This window comes from Nonomuraea sp. NPDC049784, assembly GCF_040659615.1.
GTDB lineage: Bacteria > Actinomycetota > Actinomycetes > Streptosporangiales > Streptosporangiaceae > Nonomuraea.
In genome coordinates this window covers 17,420-31,539 of the sequence record NZ_JBFAMX010000067.1, presented here as the reverse complement: position 1 = coordinate 31,539, position 14,120 = coordinate 17,420, and the positions used below count along the sequence as shown (strand labels likewise).

At 65.1% G+C, this 14,120-nt stretch carries 23 protein-coding genes; 7 read left to right on the top strand and 16 right to left on the bottom strand.

Annotation, left to right across the window (positions count from 1 at the left end; all coding sequences use genetic code 11):
• Positions 1-7: 7 nt before the first annotated feature.
• From AB0J09_RS17260 to AB0J09_RS17230, 7 genes are read right to left on the bottom strand one after another with little or no spacing between them, the layout of a single operon-like run.
• Positions 8-262: a hypothetical protein gene (locus AB0J09_RS17260; RefSeq protein ID WP_360691216.1), complete on the bottom strand. Its 255-nt coding sequence runs from the start codon at positions 260-262 to the stop codon at positions 8-10.
• A 60-nt stretch (positions 263-322) separates the two neighbouring features.
• The gene (locus AB0J09_RS17255; RefSeq protein WP_360691214.1) at positions 323-742 is read right to left on the bottom strand and encodes a hypothetical protein; all 420 of its coding nucleotides are present in this window, start codon (positions 740-742) and stop codon (positions 323-325) included.
• Positions 742-2,418, bottom strand: a complete 1,677-nt coding sequence (locus tag AB0J09_RS17250) for a hypothetical protein (protein WP_360691211.1) — start codon at positions 2,416-2,418, stop codon at positions 742-744. Before AB0J09_RS17250 ends, AB0J09_RS17255 begins: the two co-directional genes overlap by 1 nt.
• Complete coding sequence (locus AB0J09_RS17245) at positions 2,418-3,380, bottom strand: hypothetical protein (RefSeq protein WP_360691208.1); 963 nt, start codon at positions 3,378-3,380, stop codon at positions 2,418-2,420. The genes AB0J09_RS17250 and AB0J09_RS17245 overlap by 1 nt, the downstream gene beginning before the upstream one ends.
• The gene (locus tag AB0J09_RS17240) at positions 3,377-3,619 is read right to left on the bottom strand and encodes a hypothetical protein (protein WP_360691205.1); all 243 of its coding nucleotides are present in this window, start codon (positions 3,617-3,619) and stop codon (positions 3,377-3,379) included. Before AB0J09_RS17240 ends, AB0J09_RS17245 begins: the two co-directional genes overlap by 4 nt.
• Positions 3,616-3,825: a hypothetical protein gene (locus AB0J09_RS17235; protein WP_360691202.1), complete on the bottom strand. Its 210-nt coding sequence runs from the start codon at positions 3,823-3,825 to the stop codon at positions 3,616-3,618. Before AB0J09_RS17235 ends, AB0J09_RS17240 begins: the two co-directional genes overlap by 4 nt.
• 16 nt (positions 3,826-3,841) lie before the next feature.
• A complete protein-coding gene (locus AB0J09_RS17230; protein ID WP_360691199.1) occupies positions 3,842-4,138 on the bottom strand; it encodes a hypothetical protein in 297 nt (98 codons plus the stop codon).
• Between the two features lie 285 nt (positions 4,139-4,423).
• On the opposite strand from AB0J09_RS17230, the gene AB0J09_RS17225 reads away from it, so the two are divergent.
• Entirely contained in the window at positions 4,424-4,948 is a 525-nt protein-coding gene (locus tag AB0J09_RS17225; protein ID WP_360691196.1) for a hypothetical protein, read from the top strand.
• Between the two features lie 3 nt (positions 4,949-4,951).
• Here AB0J09_RS17225 and AB0J09_RS17220 read toward each other — a convergent pair whose 3' ends face one another.
• The 3 genes from AB0J09_RS17220 to AB0J09_RS17210 are packed head-to-tail and all read right to left on the bottom strand — an operon-like array spanning position 4,952 to position 6,610.
• Entirely contained in the window at positions 4,952-5,923 is a 972-nt protein-coding gene (locus tag AB0J09_RS17220) for a helix-turn-helix domain-containing protein (protein WP_360691193.1), read from the bottom strand.
• A 40-nt stretch (positions 5,924-5,963) separates the two neighbouring features.
• Positions 5,964-6,263, bottom strand: coding sequence for a hypothetical protein (locus AB0J09_RS17215; RefSeq protein ID WP_360691190.1), 300 nt, complete (start codon positions 6,261-6,263; stop codon positions 5,964-5,966).
• Positions 6,264-6,316: 53 nt separating this feature from the next.
• Entirely contained in the window at positions 6,317-6,610 is a 294-nt protein-coding gene (locus AB0J09_RS17210; RefSeq protein WP_360691187.1) for a hypothetical protein, read from the bottom strand.
• Positions 6,611-6,917: 307 nt separating this feature from the next.
• On the opposite strand from AB0J09_RS17210, the gene AB0J09_RS17205 reads away from it, so the two are divergent.
• Entirely contained in the window at positions 6,918-7,169 is a 252-nt protein-coding gene (locus tag AB0J09_RS17205; RefSeq protein WP_360691184.1) for a hypothetical protein, read from the top strand.
• 78 nt (positions 7,170-7,247) lie between these two features.
• On the opposite strand, the gene AB0J09_RS17200 is transcribed toward AB0J09_RS17205, so the two are convergent.
• Positions 7,248-7,739: a winged helix-turn-helix domain-containing protein gene (locus tag AB0J09_RS17200; protein WP_360691181.1), complete on the bottom strand. Its 492-nt coding sequence runs from the start codon at positions 7,737-7,739 to the stop codon at positions 7,248-7,250.
• Between the two features lie 351 nt (positions 7,740-8,090).
• Here AB0J09_RS17200 and AB0J09_RS17195 point away from each other — a divergent pair, with 351 nt between their 5' ends.
• Positions 8,091-8,591 carry a hypothetical protein gene (locus tag AB0J09_RS17195; RefSeq protein ID WP_360691178.1) on the top strand — a complete coding sequence of 167 codons (501 nt, stop codon included), beginning with the start codon at positions 8,091-8,093 and terminating at the stop codon, positions 8,589-8,591.
• 34 nt (positions 8,592-8,625) lie between these two features.
• Here the strand turns inward: AB0J09_RS17195 and AB0J09_RS17190 are convergent, their stop codons facing one another.
• Positions 8,626-8,979, bottom strand: coding sequence for a hypothetical protein (locus AB0J09_RS17190; RefSeq protein WP_360691175.1), 354 nt, complete (start codon positions 8,977-8,979; stop codon positions 8,626-8,628).
• A 345-nt stretch (positions 8,980-9,324) separates the two neighbouring features.
• Between AB0J09_RS17190 and AB0J09_RS17185 the strand changes: the two genes are divergently transcribed.
• Entirely contained in the window at positions 9,325-10,029 is a 705-nt protein-coding gene (locus AB0J09_RS17185) for a hypothetical protein (protein ID WP_360691172.1), read from the top strand.
• Between the two features lie 250 nt (positions 10,030-10,279).
• Here AB0J09_RS17185 and AB0J09_RS17180 read toward each other — a convergent pair whose 3' ends face one another.
• A complete protein-coding gene (locus AB0J09_RS17180; RefSeq protein ID WP_360691169.1) occupies positions 10,280-10,558 on the bottom strand; it encodes an HU family DNA-binding protein in 279 nt (92 codons plus the stop codon).
• A 382-nt stretch (positions 10,559-10,940) separates the two neighbouring features.
• On the opposite strand from AB0J09_RS17180, the gene AB0J09_RS17175 reads away from it, so the two are divergent.
• Positions 10,941-11,453, top strand: a complete 513-nt coding sequence (locus AB0J09_RS17175) for a hypothetical protein (RefSeq protein ID WP_360691166.1) — start codon at positions 10,941-10,943, stop codon at positions 11,451-11,453.
• 19 nt (positions 11,454-11,472) lie between these two features.
• Here AB0J09_RS17175 and AB0J09_RS17170 read toward each other — a convergent pair whose 3' ends face one another.
• A complete protein-coding gene (locus AB0J09_RS17170; protein ID WP_360691163.1) occupies positions 11,473-12,306 on the bottom strand; it encodes an IS5 family transposase in 834 nt (277 codons plus the stop codon).
• A 367-nt stretch (positions 12,307-12,673) separates the two neighbouring features.
• Here AB0J09_RS17170 and AB0J09_RS17165 point away from each other — a divergent pair, with 367 nt between their 5' ends.
• Positions 12,674-12,862: a hypothetical protein gene (locus AB0J09_RS17165; protein WP_360691160.1), complete on the top strand. Its 189-nt coding sequence runs from the start codon at positions 12,674-12,676 to the stop codon at positions 12,860-12,862.
• Positions 12,863-13,336: 474 nt separating this feature from the next.
• Positions 13,337-13,531, top strand: coding sequence for a hypothetical protein (locus AB0J09_RS17160; RefSeq protein WP_360691157.1), 195 nt, complete (start codon positions 13,337-13,339; stop codon positions 13,529-13,531).
• Here the strand turns inward: AB0J09_RS17160 and AB0J09_RS17155 are convergent.
• Both AB0J09_RS17155 and AB0J09_RS17150 read right to left on the bottom strand, forming a co-directional pair.
• A complete protein-coding gene (locus tag AB0J09_RS17155) occupies positions 13,528-13,800 on the bottom strand; it encodes a hypothetical protein (protein WP_360691154.1) in 273 nt (90 codons plus the stop codon). The two genes, AB0J09_RS17160 and AB0J09_RS17155, sit on opposite strands and share 4 nt — an antisense overlap.
• A 151-nt stretch (positions 13,801-13,951) precedes the next feature.
• Positions 13,952-14,113 carry a hypothetical protein gene (locus AB0J09_RS17150; protein WP_360691151.1) on the bottom strand — a complete coding sequence of 54 codons (162 nt, stop codon included), beginning with the start codon at positions 14,111-14,113 and terminating at the stop codon, positions 13,952-13,954.
• Positions 14,114-14,120: the final 7 nt, after the last annotated feature.

Here is a 14,120-nt window from a genome sequence, read left to right as displayed (position 1 = left end):
GCAGGGGTCACGCGGTGGCGTTCTCGCGGGCGCGCTCGTCGGCGTCGAGCTTCTGCAGCGCAGCCACGATGTCGCCGCGCCAGGCGACGACGGAGGCGGACAGCTTGTCGGCGATGCGCAGGGCCTCCAACAGGCCGTTCCGGTCGTTGAGCGCGGCGGGGTAGCGGCGGTTGCCGATGGACAGCGTCGTCTCGCCGTTGGACAGCCGCTGCTCGATGGTGGCGGGGGTCACGTCGTCGTACTCGACGGTGATCGTCTTCATGGGGACTCCTTGAGGGGGCTGAGCCCGGCGCCTGCGGGCGCGGACGCCGGGAGTGGATGGTCAGAGGTAGTCGGGCTTCAGCTCGGCGTAGGGGTTCTCGACGTCCTCGCCGTACCAGGCGTTGGCGAGCCGGAACGTGGCGACCCATGCGGCGTCGTGGACCGTCCGGGCCAGCGGGGTGCCCATCTGGGCGGCTTCGGAGAGCGTCTTGTGCACGTCGCGGATCCGCTCCAGCCGCTCCCGCGCTTCGTCGAGCTGCTGGCTGACGTGCTCGTGCTCCTCGCGGATCGTGGGCTCGAACGGCACGTACTCGGCGAGCAGCCGGAACGCCTTGCAGGTGAGGCAGTCGCGGGGGTGGTCGCACGCCCCGGCGTGCTGCGCGATCTGCGCGAGGACGGTAGCGCGCCGCTGCCGCTCGCGCTTGATGCGGGCGAGCCGGTCGGCGCGGATGGCCGCCCGCTGGTAGTGCGTCAGCTGCATCACCGACCACCGTCCGGGGTGATCTCGCTGTTGTTGAGCTTGTTGAGGAAGGCGGCGTAGTCGGCGTTGGACGCCTCCCCGACCGGCTTCTTCATCTCCTGCTCGAACTTTGTGGACAGCTGCTGGTTGGTGCCGCCGAGGTCGGACCACACGTTGACGATGCGCTGTCGCAGGTCGTTGCGGCGGGCGGCGGCCTGCTGCATCAAGAGCTTGGTGGCGTCGCCCACCTGGGTGGCGTTCAGGTCCTTCGTCGAGGTGACGGTGACGCCCAGGTGCTCAGTGATCCAGGCGAACCGGGCGTCGTCGTTGGCCTTGGTGGAGCCCTTCCCGGTGTGGATTGTGATCCCGGCCTCGCCGAACCACACGCCGAGCTCGCGCAGCGCATTGTTGCTGGGCTTCGGCTGTTCCTCGTCCTCGACGACCTCGCCGTCCACGATGTCCTCACCGTCGTCCGCCGCCGCGGTGTCCTGCTGGCGAGCGGACTCGAGGAGCGCTTCGGCCCGTTCGGACGCCTTGCGCGGTTCGTCAGCGATCGGGCCCGCCGCAGGCTGGCCCAGGTTGTCGGCGAAGTCCTTGAGCTGCTGCAGGTTCGCGGCCTTCATGGTCGTGCCGGTGCGGTCGCGGAACGCGGTGTGGAGCTGGCTCGTCGTGCCCGCCCACGCGGTCATGATGTGCTGCCTCAACCGGTCCGCTTCGGGGTCGCTCGGCGCTGGCGGCGGGTTCTCAGGCGGTTCCTCCTCACGCGTGGGCTCGTCCGCCGGGGCGGGCTGGCCCTGCGGTGCGCCCTTGTCCTGCTGCGGGGGGAAGGTGGCGACGCGGGCCTTGGCCGCGGCCACCACCGCGTCCATCCGATCGGCCCAGGCGGGGTCGAGCTTGGCGGTCTTCCAGATCGCCTCGACCGTTTCGCGGTTCGTGGCCGCCTCGATCATCGCGATGTAGTTGGTCGCGGACGCGGCCTCGATCGCCCGCTGCGCACCGCCGCCTCGGGACAGCTCAGCGCGGCGGGCGACCTCGCCCGACATCAGCTCGTCGAACCCGATGCCCTCGATCGTCAGGCCGGGCACCATGTACGTCGTCGGCTTGGGCTGCTTGGTCTTCGGGTCGATGATCGTGCCGTTGCGCTTGGCCAGGTACAGCCAGGCATCCACGTACGTGCCTGCGTGAGAGAGGAATTCGGCGGCGTTCGGAAGCTCCGCCGCGGCGTTCTCACCCTTGCTGTCGAGCCGCCACAGGCCGAGACTTGGCACCTCCTTGAGGAACACCCCGAGCCGCGTGGTGGGCTTGCACAGGCGGCTCTTGAGGTCGCGGTCAGCGCCGCACAGGCACGGGCCGACGAACGGGGCCTGCATCGCGACGCCTGTGCAGCGGCGGACGCACACCTTCGCCTCCCATGCCTCCATGTTCTGAGACAGCCCGTTGGGCGGAACGATGACGGGGATGCGGGTCGCTTCGGTGATGACCTCGAACTGGGGGCCCTCGGGTGACTTCCACGGCTTGGCGTGGCCGCCGTACAGCTCGGCGACGCCCAGAATCATCTCCTCGCTGGGCGATGTGAACCGGAACGTCTCGATCTTGCTGGGGTACTCGCGGCCGTTCTGACTGATCTTCTTCACGCCGAGGCGGATCCGGCCGTCCTGCCAGTGGCGGCGCTGCAGTACGGAGGGGTCGATGGGCATCAGGCGGCGTCCTTCCTGGTCGTGGTCTTCGTCGGGGGCTTGATCGGCTTGAAGCCGCGCAGCTCAAGGCCATGCACGTAGCGGGCCAGCGGCAGCAGCCCGCAGAACGCGTCAAACGCGTCACGATCAGCGGGCAGCGGGATGAAGCCGTACGTCGTCTCGCGGAGGTTGAGGATCGCCGTGCCGACGAACTCCGGGACGGGGAACTCGTGGCTGTCGTCGTGGCCCTCGGTCTCCCCGTACCTGCACGATGGCGGGCACACCAGGGCGACCTCCGAGTGCCGCAGCGCGGCGAGCTGCATCACGTAGTCGTCATAGATCGCACTCGCGGGCTTGGTCAGCGACGTCTTCATGTCGATGAGCCACAGCCCGGACGGGCTGGGGATCGGGTCGGGCGGGACCGCGCGCGGCTTGTACTTCGGGATGATCGGCGACGTCGGGCTGTCGAATCGGAGGTTGGCCCAGATGTCGCTCGTCCCGCCGTAGCCGAGGGTGCGGTTCAGCACGGTGCACTCGGCCGCCTTGATGTCGCGGCGGATGTCGATGCCGAAGTCGCTCAGGAACTCCCGGTAGGAGTTGACGAACGGTTCGGCTTCCTCGTCGGGGATGTACGGGGCGCCGAGGTTGATCGCTTCAGCGATGGCGTGGACGCGGGAGCCGAGGTCGGCCTTTTTGTCCCACTGGACCCGGTACTGACTCTTGGCCAGCTTGATGAACTCCTCCATGTCGTCGGGGTCGGCGGCCGCGCGGTTCGCGGCGGGGAGGTTGTCCATCAGCCATTTCGCGGTGTCCCTCGCGGCGGCGGGGGCCAGCGCCTCGATCATGTGCTGGTCGATGGCGTTGGTCACCGAGATGAGCGGCTTGAGGAACTTCGGGTCGATGTAGTACCGGCCGTGGTCGGTCGGGACGGCGTGGCTCGGGTCGTACTCGTCGCGCTCGTGCTCGCGGAAGGTGATGCTCACGCACCACCGCCGATGTGCCCGTCGTAGTCAGCCTGCCCGAACCACCCGAACCGGTACTCGTCCTCGAACATCGGGTCGAGCTTGGGGCCACCGCCGACGCTCGGCCGGCACCGGGCGGGGAACGCCCTGTAGGGGTGCTGCCGCTCGTCGGTGGAGGTGATGACGCCGATGTAGTCGGCGACCTCCTCGACGGTGGGGATGTCGCGGGTGATGTCGAAGCCCGGTGGAAGGGTCTTCACTGGTTGTCCTCTCCGTATTCGGCGGCCAGGAGCTTTCGGCCGGTCTCCTCGATGAGCTGGTAAGCGGCGTCGTAGTCGCCGAGGACGTCGGCGAGCAGACTGGTGAGCGCGGACTTGGCGTCCCAGGACCAGTGCTGTGCGGCTTTTGTGGCGATGAGCTGCACGAGGTCGTCGAGAGTCGGCGCTGTTGCGGTGTTGGCGTACATACAGATAGCGGTTCCGCTATCGACTACTGACGAACATGGCGTGGACCAGGATGACCTTGGTGCCGTCGCCGTTTGTGACGGTGCGGGTGGTGGCCCGGTAGGTTCCGTCCTCGACTCGGCGGAAGCCCTTGTAACCGTGCTTGACGGCGTTGAACATGCGGGCGGAGGCTCGCTTGCCTTCCGGCGTGTCGGGGTTTTCGGCGATGACTGCCCAGACGCCGGGCTTGTTCTGGAGTCCGGCGGCTATGGGCTCGTAGTCGTCGCTTGCGGGGGATCTAGGGGCTGGGTCTTCCCAGCGGAGGATGCCGGGCATGGCGCTCCGTTCGGTGGGGGCTGTGGTTTCAGATCAGGCGGTGCGTCTGCGCTGTGTTCCTATTTCGGTCACACATGTACGTACCGACATAACCGACACTATCGCCTCTTGACGCACTATGCAACGTCAAAGCGCGTCGAATGCGTCAGGACGTTGACCTCGAAAATGTCACGCTGAGTAATCGATTACTTTGAGATGTCGTAGGACACCTGACGCACTTGTTGGTACCGTGTGCGCCAACACATTTATGACACTTCAACTGCCACGAAAGGACCCGCGAGCGCCGTGGCCGACACCAGCCAGACCTCAGATGTGGTTCAGTTCATCTCCGAACGCCGAGAACATCCAGGCAAGCTACGGCGACGCATCTCCGTCCGCGCCGCCGCCAAGCGCGCCACAGAGTTGTCCGGCGAACTGTTCTCCGAGCCCGCCTGGCGACGCATCGAATCTGGCGATAAAGATCCAGATGACCGAGAGATTGTGTTCATGGCGGCCGCGGTCAACGACCTGGCGAACGACGTCGTCATCAGCCCAGATGACCTCGATGATCAAGGCCGGCCAGAGGCGGCCAACCTGTTCCGCGAGTGGATCCGTGAGCGGACCAAGGCCGATCCGGCGCTTGCGGCCATTGACTCCGACCTCACGCCCGAATCTTTGCAGCAGCAACTCCAGTCGATGCTCCGCGAGATACGCGGGCTGAAAGGCGTGTCCGCCGCAGAGCGGGAGCAGATGGAGAAGGTCTTGCTGTCTCACCTTGCGTCAACGCTCAAGGCGACCAGCGCCCAGCTGCGGATACTCCGACCCAGATAGGGCTCAGTTCATCCAGTGGCGCGACGCGTAGGCGCCGAGCTGGTACAGCGTGGTCACGCCGGCCTTGCGCTTCAACTTGTCGAGATGGCGATTGACCGTACGGGCGTGGACCTTGAGCGCACTGGCGATGCGCTCGACATGGGCGCCGTTCGCCAGCATTTCGACGATCATCATTTCGTCGGAGTCCAGTCGGTCGGCGTCGGCGAATCGGCCCGGGTCGGGCTGCAGCGGCAGCGCCCGCTCCCATTCGGTCTCGAAGACGCGGACAAGGAAGTCCACCAACGTGCCCGGATGCACGAGCATCATGTGGCTGACGTCGTGGTTCCGCGGGTAGCGGGGCGTCAGTGCCATGCGCCGGTCCCCGATGAGGAGCTTGTGCGGCAGCCTGTCAGCGAGACGGATCTCGCAGCCCCGCTCAAGGGAGTGCTGCATGCCGTCAATCGCCGACCGGCTCTCGAACACTTTCCACTCCAAGATGACGCGGCACTTCGCTGGGTGGTTTACACGATCCGGATGGTTTTCATGATCCGGGTCGGCGCTTGCGCCGGTCCGCTCTGGCTGAATGAGCGGCAGGAACGGGTGAGTGACGAGCTGCATGATCTCGTGCTCGGCCGTGGCGTTCAGCGTCTCGTACCAGTGCTGGACCAGCTCGCGGTTGGTGAGCACGGTGATGGCGTCGCCACCGGCGGGCTGGTGGACGTCGTCGTAGATGCGGTCCAGCTCCTCCACGTACGACTGGGCCCGCCGCAGCTCCGCCTCCTGCGCGGTGAGGACGCCATTCATGGCGATCGAGGGACGCCGCGCCATCAGGGGATCGCCATGCACGAGGCCCCGGACCGTCAGCTCGTACAGGTCATCGTGGACCTGGTCGCCGAACTGCTCCCCCAGCACGTCTATGCTGCTGGGCCCGGTTGCGAGCAGGTGCCGGTAGAGCCGTTCCTGTTCCAGGCTGAGGCCGGCGATCCGGTGTGGCACGGCTGTATCACTCCCCTGATGGCGTGGCTGTTGCGTCGTTTTAGCGCAGGACAGATCGAGTTTCCCCGTGCGCGTTATCGAACAAACGTACGTAACCCGCGTGTTTTTCGCCGAGGAGGAGCACTCGCCGCGCTACGCGGGCACGTTGCCACCACCGTATGAGCTGGATCGTGGCGGGGATGGGCACGGCTGCGGTCCAGAGCATCAGCAGCGCGAGCACGGCCGCGCCGAGGGCCTTATCGATATACAGGACGAGGAACGAGCAGGCGGCCGTCGCCCAGCCCGCAACCGACATGATGGTCAGGCTGTACAGCCACGTGCGGATGGCGCAGCTAATCATGATTCTCCGAGACTGACTGGGGTCCTTCGCTTCCTCCGGGCCGGCTGTCGCGGCTACATGCCGCCCATGTGGGCGGTCTGCTCCAGCCCGACCAGGGTGTCGAGGGCCGAAGACTCAGGCAGGCTCGGAGAGACAGGTACGGAGACGTCGTCCGGGACACCGGGGACGGTGCCGGTGCTGTCGGTCTCTGGGGACAGGGTCGGCTCGGCCGCCGTGGCGCTCGGCTCAGGAGTCGGAGCGATGTCGTCGGCGTGGGCGGCGGTGGGGGCCGCGATCAGCAGGGCCGCAGCGGTGACGGCAACGACGTACCTGGTCAGGCGCGCAAAGGCGCCAATGAGCATGGACATGCTAGGGACTCCCCCGGTTTGGAACGGTGCGAACAAAAGGAATGCGGACACCCAGATTGCCTTTTAGGCACCTACGGGCGTCATACGCGAGTGACCATAAAAGTATCTTTACAGAGGATTGTCTACCGTTCCCGGGCAGCATGTTGACGACATGGCGCTTTTCTGACACGTAGTTGCGTCAGCCTGTGAATGTTTGCGTGCGCACGGTTGTCAGAAGGTAACCCATACCGGGCGGGCACGCGCTTGTCGGACGGGGATGGTAGAAGAGAACGCTCCAACAACGAGATTCACCGAGAAGGGCAACATCATGAGACCAGCAGTGGTGTCACTCGGAGCGGCCTTCGTCGTCGGCACGCTGACGTTCGCCGCTTTCGTCGTCCATGTCGTCCTCACCGACGCGCCTGACCCCGTGGATATCAACATCATGGTGGGGGCCTGCCTGCTGGTGTGCGCGAGCGTGATCCTCGCCATCCGCGCGCGGCCGCGTATCGGCGACACCGCCAACCACGCTGATTTTTATGCGAAGGCCCTGGAACAGCAGGTCGGCGCTGATCGGTGACTCAAAAATGACACGCGATGCAGCGCCCGTCCGATCGCGACCGCACCGCGTGCCATTGCGGAATTCCCGGCAACCCTTTCACGCTGACTCGCTGGTCGGCCATTTGTCGCGACTTGAGACGAAAGTCCCAATTGCGGGCACGGTGTACACCCAGCCCTGCTCACGCAGCAGAGCGACGGCCGAACGGACCGTTTTCTTGGCCACGCCGTACTCCTCCATCAAGTCCACCTCGGACGGCAGCGCCTCATCCGGTTCGTAGCCGCCCTTCTTGATGCCCTCGAGGAGGGCGGCCGCGATCTGCTCGAACGGCCACGGCTTGCGGATCGTCGGGGCGTCCTCGGGTCCGACGTAGGAGCCTTTGGCGTGGATGGTGTAGATAAGGCCTTCGTCGCGCAGCTCGGCCAGCGCCTTGCGGACCGTCAGCCGTGACGCGACGTGGAGCTTGCAGAGTTCGGCTTCCGTGGGCAGCTCCTGGCCGGGCTGGAGCCGACCAGTGTCGATGTCTTCCTTGATGGCGTTGATGATCATCCGGTAGAGGGGCACCGGCGTGCGGGGGCCTTTCCTGGTCATGGTAGAAGCATACATCTTGGGAACCTCCGCATACGTTCAGGAGATTGAATAGCAAGTCCGGGGAGCGGTGATCCCCCAGAAAAGGGGTAAGCCCCGGCGCCAGCGACACCGGGGCTTCCGCGTGATTGCAGACACGCACCGGCAAGCCTACGACGTGCCGCCTCTCAACGTCGGCGGACTAGGGAGCAGTGCTTCCCCCCGACACATCCTATAGACCGCTATAGACCATTGAGAGATGAGTAATAATGATTGGGGCACTGATCACCTACGCTGGCCCTTCAACGCGACAAGACGACGGAAAACCCGTACCGTTGGAACCCCGCCACGCCACCACAGGAAGCCACAGCACCCATGCCACGCAACTCGAAACCAGCACAGCCCGCAGATGCGCAGCAGCCGGCAGCGGAACCGCAATCAGGCCGCGGAGGCTCACGACGCATCCGCTCGCCCAAGTGGACAGGCCTTCAGCCCACCATCGCTCACCTGTACACCGACATCGACGACCGCCTCACCCACGCCCTCAAAATCACCGGTGAAGGCCTACAGGAGACGTTCGAGGCGGCCATCAACACCTACTGCGATGCGCTGCAGCCGCCCATCCCGGCCGAGATGCCCACGGACGCCGAGGCCCTCAAGATGCCGCGTGACCCCAACCAGCCGCCGCCCGGTACACCGGCCGACCGGCCCACCGCGCCGCCGGCTGTCGTACGGCTCAAGCCCAACACCAGGGCGCGGCTCGTCGCCGCATGCCACCAGGAGCAGATGGGCGGCAAAGCCGTCATCAACGACGCTATAGAGGCGTATCTCGACGAGCTCGGCCTGGACGAGGTGGAGCTGGACGACGCGGAGTAGCTGCCCGGCGCGAGCCGAACCACGCCCTGGATGGTTAGACCGCGTCGCCCCACGGGTTCTCTGGATCGACTGGCGCGGCAGGCCGTCCCTCTCCCGCGATGATGTCGATGTATTCCATGCCCTTGTGGTTGGCCAGGAACAGCCTGAAATCGTGGCCGCCGGAGCAGGTCAGTTCCACCTGCACGTAGCCGCCACGTGTTCCGGTGGGGCTGTCGTACTCATCGCGGTCAGGGTGCATCGTGACGGACTGGTGGGGCCCCGTCTCCGCGCGGTCGATGTTCTCCTCCCCACACTTGGGGCAACGGACAAGCCACCGCAAGCCACCGCCTCGCGGTGTCTCTCCGTCCGGCTGCAGGACGCTGGCGTGGCCGCTGTCGGTGTTGAGCATCGATCTCTCCTTCGTTGTGGCGATGCGTGTTGCCGGATGGAGTGAGAGCCATCCCCCGGACGGTTCGCACCCCTCTAATCATCCGCGCCGGCGGCGCGGCCGCTTCTTCTCCGGCGTGGCGGGCAAGCTCATGCCGTACTGAGCGGCCTTACTCCTCCAGTGCTCAACGGCCTGCTCGGGTTTCGCGGCGGACCCACTCTCCTGCACGCACTCGCAGACCGTCTGCGGAACCGAGGATCGTCGAACTGCTTCTTGAAACGCTGCAACTCGTCCGCGCCCTCACCCTCATCTCACTATTCAGCGCCCGCGGCAACAGCTTGACTGAAGGTCGTGATTCTGTCTCGATTGCTGCCCGGACTGCGAGAGATCAGGACCCCGCTCGTCACGGGCTTCATCTGGTTGGTCCCATTCGCCGCCTTCTTAGCCTTTGGCACAGGCGCCTTCACGTCGGAAATCGTAAGCGGCATCAGCCCAGAGGAAGCGGACAAGTTGCCGCCGGGTACCGCAATGGCGACAGTCATCGGTGCATCTCTCTCGCGGATCTACACGTGGATATCGAATCCGATCATCGCTGCCGTTCTCTGCCTTGCCGCATATGTGGTGGGCTCGTTCTCCACGCTACTGTCCAATGGGCTGGTTGCTGGCGTTGACCGACTCATCGGCCTGGTTCGTAAGGAGCCACACGAGCACTTGGAGTTCGCGAACGTCGTTCGGCTTGTCGGGCGGGAGCCAGAACTCTATGAGCTCTACGATCGCCTACGCGCCGAGACGGAGTTCCGTGCCGGAATCAGCCTGCCCTTGGCAGCGATGACCGTGCTCGCCACCCGATTCTTTGGAGGCGTCGATGACTACGGGGCCCTCGTCGTGGGTCTATGGTGGGGATTTCTCATCCTGGCAGCTCTCGTCCTACAGTCAGTGCAACGGCATAGACGGCTGCGGTTGATCATGGTCGAGGCGATCGCGCGATTCGACAGCGACAGTGAGCCACGCCGCCAGCCCACCCAGGCAGATGACCCAACCTCCGACCCTGGGGACACCGGTGATGCTTGAATCAAGGCAAACGCGAGGCACGTTCCCGCCTGCTGTGACTTTTATCAGGCACCGTCACCGCTCGCCGTCGTCAGGCGTCATGATGGGTGGCCGCAGGAATCGACGCGCAGGCCCTTTCAGCCGGGCTGCGGCACCTGGGCGTACAGCTCCTCGATGGCGGCGTCCATGTCGGATCGCTTCATGTGGCGTCCTTTGCGCAAAGAAGCGTCGGCGACCCGCGCCCCCGCAGCGGACCGCCGACGAGCTGGTGTTACTTGTTGACGGCGTCCTTGGCTTCCTTGGCCGGCCGGAACCGGATGGTCCACTTGCCGGGGACGTCGATCGGCTCGTTGGTGTTCGGGTCGCGGGCCTCGCGGGCCTTGCGGTAGACGCGCTCGAAGACGCCGAGCCCGCCGATGCGGACCTCCTGGCCGGTGGCGACGGTGGCCCTGATGATGTCGATGAACGCCTCGACGCTCCGCGCTGCCGCCGCACGGGACGGTGCATCGGTCCGCTGGCGGAACTCCTCGACGACATCTGCCTTATTCATGCTGCACTCCCCCGAATGACGGATCCGTTTACACGGACCCATAGAACACACGTCAGACGCATATGACACACCAGACGCGTCGTTCCCGCAACATTGGAGCCATATCGCCTCCCACAGGGTGCACGGGACCCCCTCGCCGCCGGTCGCCTCCGTGCAGGCGGGACCCTGCCGCGCGCATGCCGGCTCCACTCCCGCCTGCACGGACAGCCCTACAGGACGAGTACCGACCCTGCTGCGAATAGAGCCGCACATGCGGATGTGATTGCAGGTGATCGTCGCTGGATGGCGCCGTGAGCGCGACTGAGAGAGTGTTTGAGAAGATCATCATGGGTGGCAGGGCGACTGATGTGATCATTCCCGAAGCACGTCTTACAGTTGAGACGTGCAAGTGGCGCTCACGTATCTAGATCAGACGTTCATCAACTTTCGTGAGTTCCTCCTCAAGGATCATGCACGTCGCTGGGTCGACATCAAGCGCTTCGGTATGTCTCACGCAGATGTCGGCGATACCCACCTACTGACGGAGCTGATTGGCCATGAGCAGTTCCGGGACGACTATGCCGGAGGGGGAGTGGAGGCCGACGGGCTCCGCCATGGCCCCTACTGGCTGCGGAGCGTGAGCGCCACCGCATACGTGCACGTGGACGAGATGAACGCGAACGCCATTTTGCGCGACTGGGCGGCACAGTTCGGTCCTCTTCCTGCGGCTCTGTCCGCCCGGCTGGAGCGCGAGGTTCATCCGCTGGTGGCAGGAGCCACGGAGAGATACCAGCTCGCGGATCTCGGTCATGAGGCCTTTCACGGCTGGGGCGGGGTTCATATCGACTTTCACGAGCTGGTCGTCATCGACCGCCCCGCCAAGATCTTGTCGCTTCTGGTCGCCGCTGACGACTGAGCGCGTGTTGAGGACGGACTTAGGTCGGCTGGTCAAGGACGTACCGCTGCTGGCGTGTAGCGGGGTTTCCGCGGGTGAGGCGGCGGGCCATGCCGGAGATGGCGGCCCAGCGGATGATCGCCTCGGATACGGCGGGGTCGCGTTCGTAGTCGCGGGCCAGGCGTCGGCAGGCTGTCAACCAGGCCAGGGTTCTCTCTACCACCCAACGTCGGGAGATGACGCTGAACCCTTGCTGGTCGGCGGGCTTACGGACGATCTCCACGGTGGTGCGCAGGGTGTCGCGGGCCCAGTCCACCAGCCGTCCGGCGAAGCCCTGGTCGGCGAAGACGTGCCGGATCGGGGTGGTCAGGTACGCGGACAGCAGGGCGGTCTTGGCGCCGTCACGGTCCTGCCAGCTGGCGGCCATCACCGTGACCGTGACGAGCAGGCCGGTGGTGTCGGTGATGATGAACCGCTTGCGGCCGTTGACCTTCTTGCCCGCGTCGTAGCCGCGGCTGTCACGGCCGACGGTATCGGCGCCCTTGACACTTTGGGAGTCGATGATGCCCGCCGACGGCTCGTCGTCGCGGCCGGCCTGGCGGCGGGCCTTGATGCGTAGCTCAGCGAGCAGTGCTTCGGTGACGCCAGCGGCTTCCCACTGCTGGAAGTACCAGTACACGGTTTGCCAGGGCGGCAGATCGGTAGGCAGGTAGCGCCATGGGCAGCCGGAGCGCACCACGTACAAGATGGCGTTGACGATCTCCCGGCGCGGATGCTTCTCGGGGCGTCCGCCGGTGTTCGGCTCGGGCAGTAAGGGTTCGATCAGCACCCACTGCTCATCTGTCAGGTCCGAGGGGTAACGATCAGGGGGCATCCGGCCACCCTGACGCCATCGGCACCCGTCAGCACGCCGCCACGCCGAACATGAATGATCTTCTCAAACACGCTCTGAGAAGTTTTTCAAGATTCTTTGATAGCCTCTTTGACGGCAATCGTCCCCGCATGTCCATTTTAAAAATCGGACATCAGCGGGAATCCGCGCGGATCCGCGCGGATCTGCCGTGGTCTCGAACCGTTTGCGCGGCCCGGTATGACCTCCTTAAGCTCGCAACTGCGCGCGCTATCCACAGAATCCGATTCGGCGGGATGCTGCACCCTTCGAGGTCGCATCATGCGCTGAACATTGAATCGCAGCGAAGGCCACTCATAGGCTGCCCGCTCGCAATTACACGGAGGTCAAAATGGGTGGTAGCGCGCTCTACGCAGTGCTGGCAATCACCATCGGCGTCATCGCTGGCCTACTGTCAGGGATAGTCCTCAGAGCCTTGGGCGCCGATATGGTGCAGGCCGTCACCAGCGGTGGAGGAGCTTTCGTCGCCATCACAGGGCTAGCGATCGGCATCTTCCACTACTCCAGCAAGAAGCCTTGATCCTGCGCCCCCTTGATCAGGCGATGATCATCTTGGCGCCATCGCATAGGTGGGGGCGCAGCCTTTCGCTATATCCGTTCAGCATGGAGGTTCTCCTACTCTGCGCAGAAAGCCCCGGATGTCCAGTGGGGCCTTTGCCGGGTTGCTGAAGTTTATTGCTTTTCTCGTGTATGGGCACGGAGCATTGTCCCTGCATACAGGAGCGATTCATCGTTTGACCTGGCCAAACACAGCCGAAATTATGTCCTCCGCGCGCTGTCCACAGAATCCCGCTCGGTCCCCAGTCGAGATCTGGATTCACGAGATTCTCAAAACGATGAAACCCCGTCATGGACGGAGGTACAGTGTTGGGCGTATCCGGTACAGAGCGACCCGGACGACAGGGAGAAGTATGTCGTCGGGTCGGTCTAGTACCGGTCCGCTCGACGTACCTCCCTGTCGTCCATGGCCAGTCGGACGAGAGGCAGGAAGAGGATGAGCGGGCTTTGGAAGAATGTGGCCTTGGTGCTGCTCGTGGCGATCAACATCGCCCTTGTGGTGGGGGCCTTCAAGCTGGTGAGCAGCAAGGCCGAGCTGGAGGCAGCGCTTGCGTGGGCGGGGCCTACGTTCGGCACTCTGGCCGTGCTCGGTGTGGCCATCATCGCGCTGCTCCAGAGGCACCACCCCTAGGCGAGGGTTCCCCTGAAGTGTCCGAGGGGGGTGTCATGCTCGCTCTTCCGCCGCCGGGCCTCCTGCGACGACTCGGCCACCTCGTGCAGCCCGCACAGGCACTTGAGCCACCAGAAGTGCCGGTCGATCTCGCGGATGAACGCCCCGTTGGACGAGTAGTTCTTGTGCCGCTTGGTCGTCTTCGTGATGGTCACCCGGTGGACCGGCTGCACACCCTCGCGCCGGTGCGGAATCCAGTCGGGCCGCAGCCTGGCTAGCGTCTTGTACACCTCGCACCACTCCATGCGGAGCTGGGCGAGCCGCGCGTCATCGAGGAGCGCGATGTACTCCCAGCCGAGGTAGTCGTCCTGCCACTTCCGGTATTCCTCCAGCAGCGGCCGCGGCGGCTCGAGGACGTCGGTCCCGGCCAGTTCGACCAGGTCACCGTTCAGGTTGATCGAGGTAGCCGAAGAACGCGGGCTTGTCGCGATAGATCACTTTCTCCACGCGGCCGATGAGGCCGTACGCGCGGCGTACCTGCACGCGGTCACCCGGCTGGTGCGTCTTCGGCCTTGGGGTCCGGGCCGACTTGCGGCTAAGCACCGGCGAC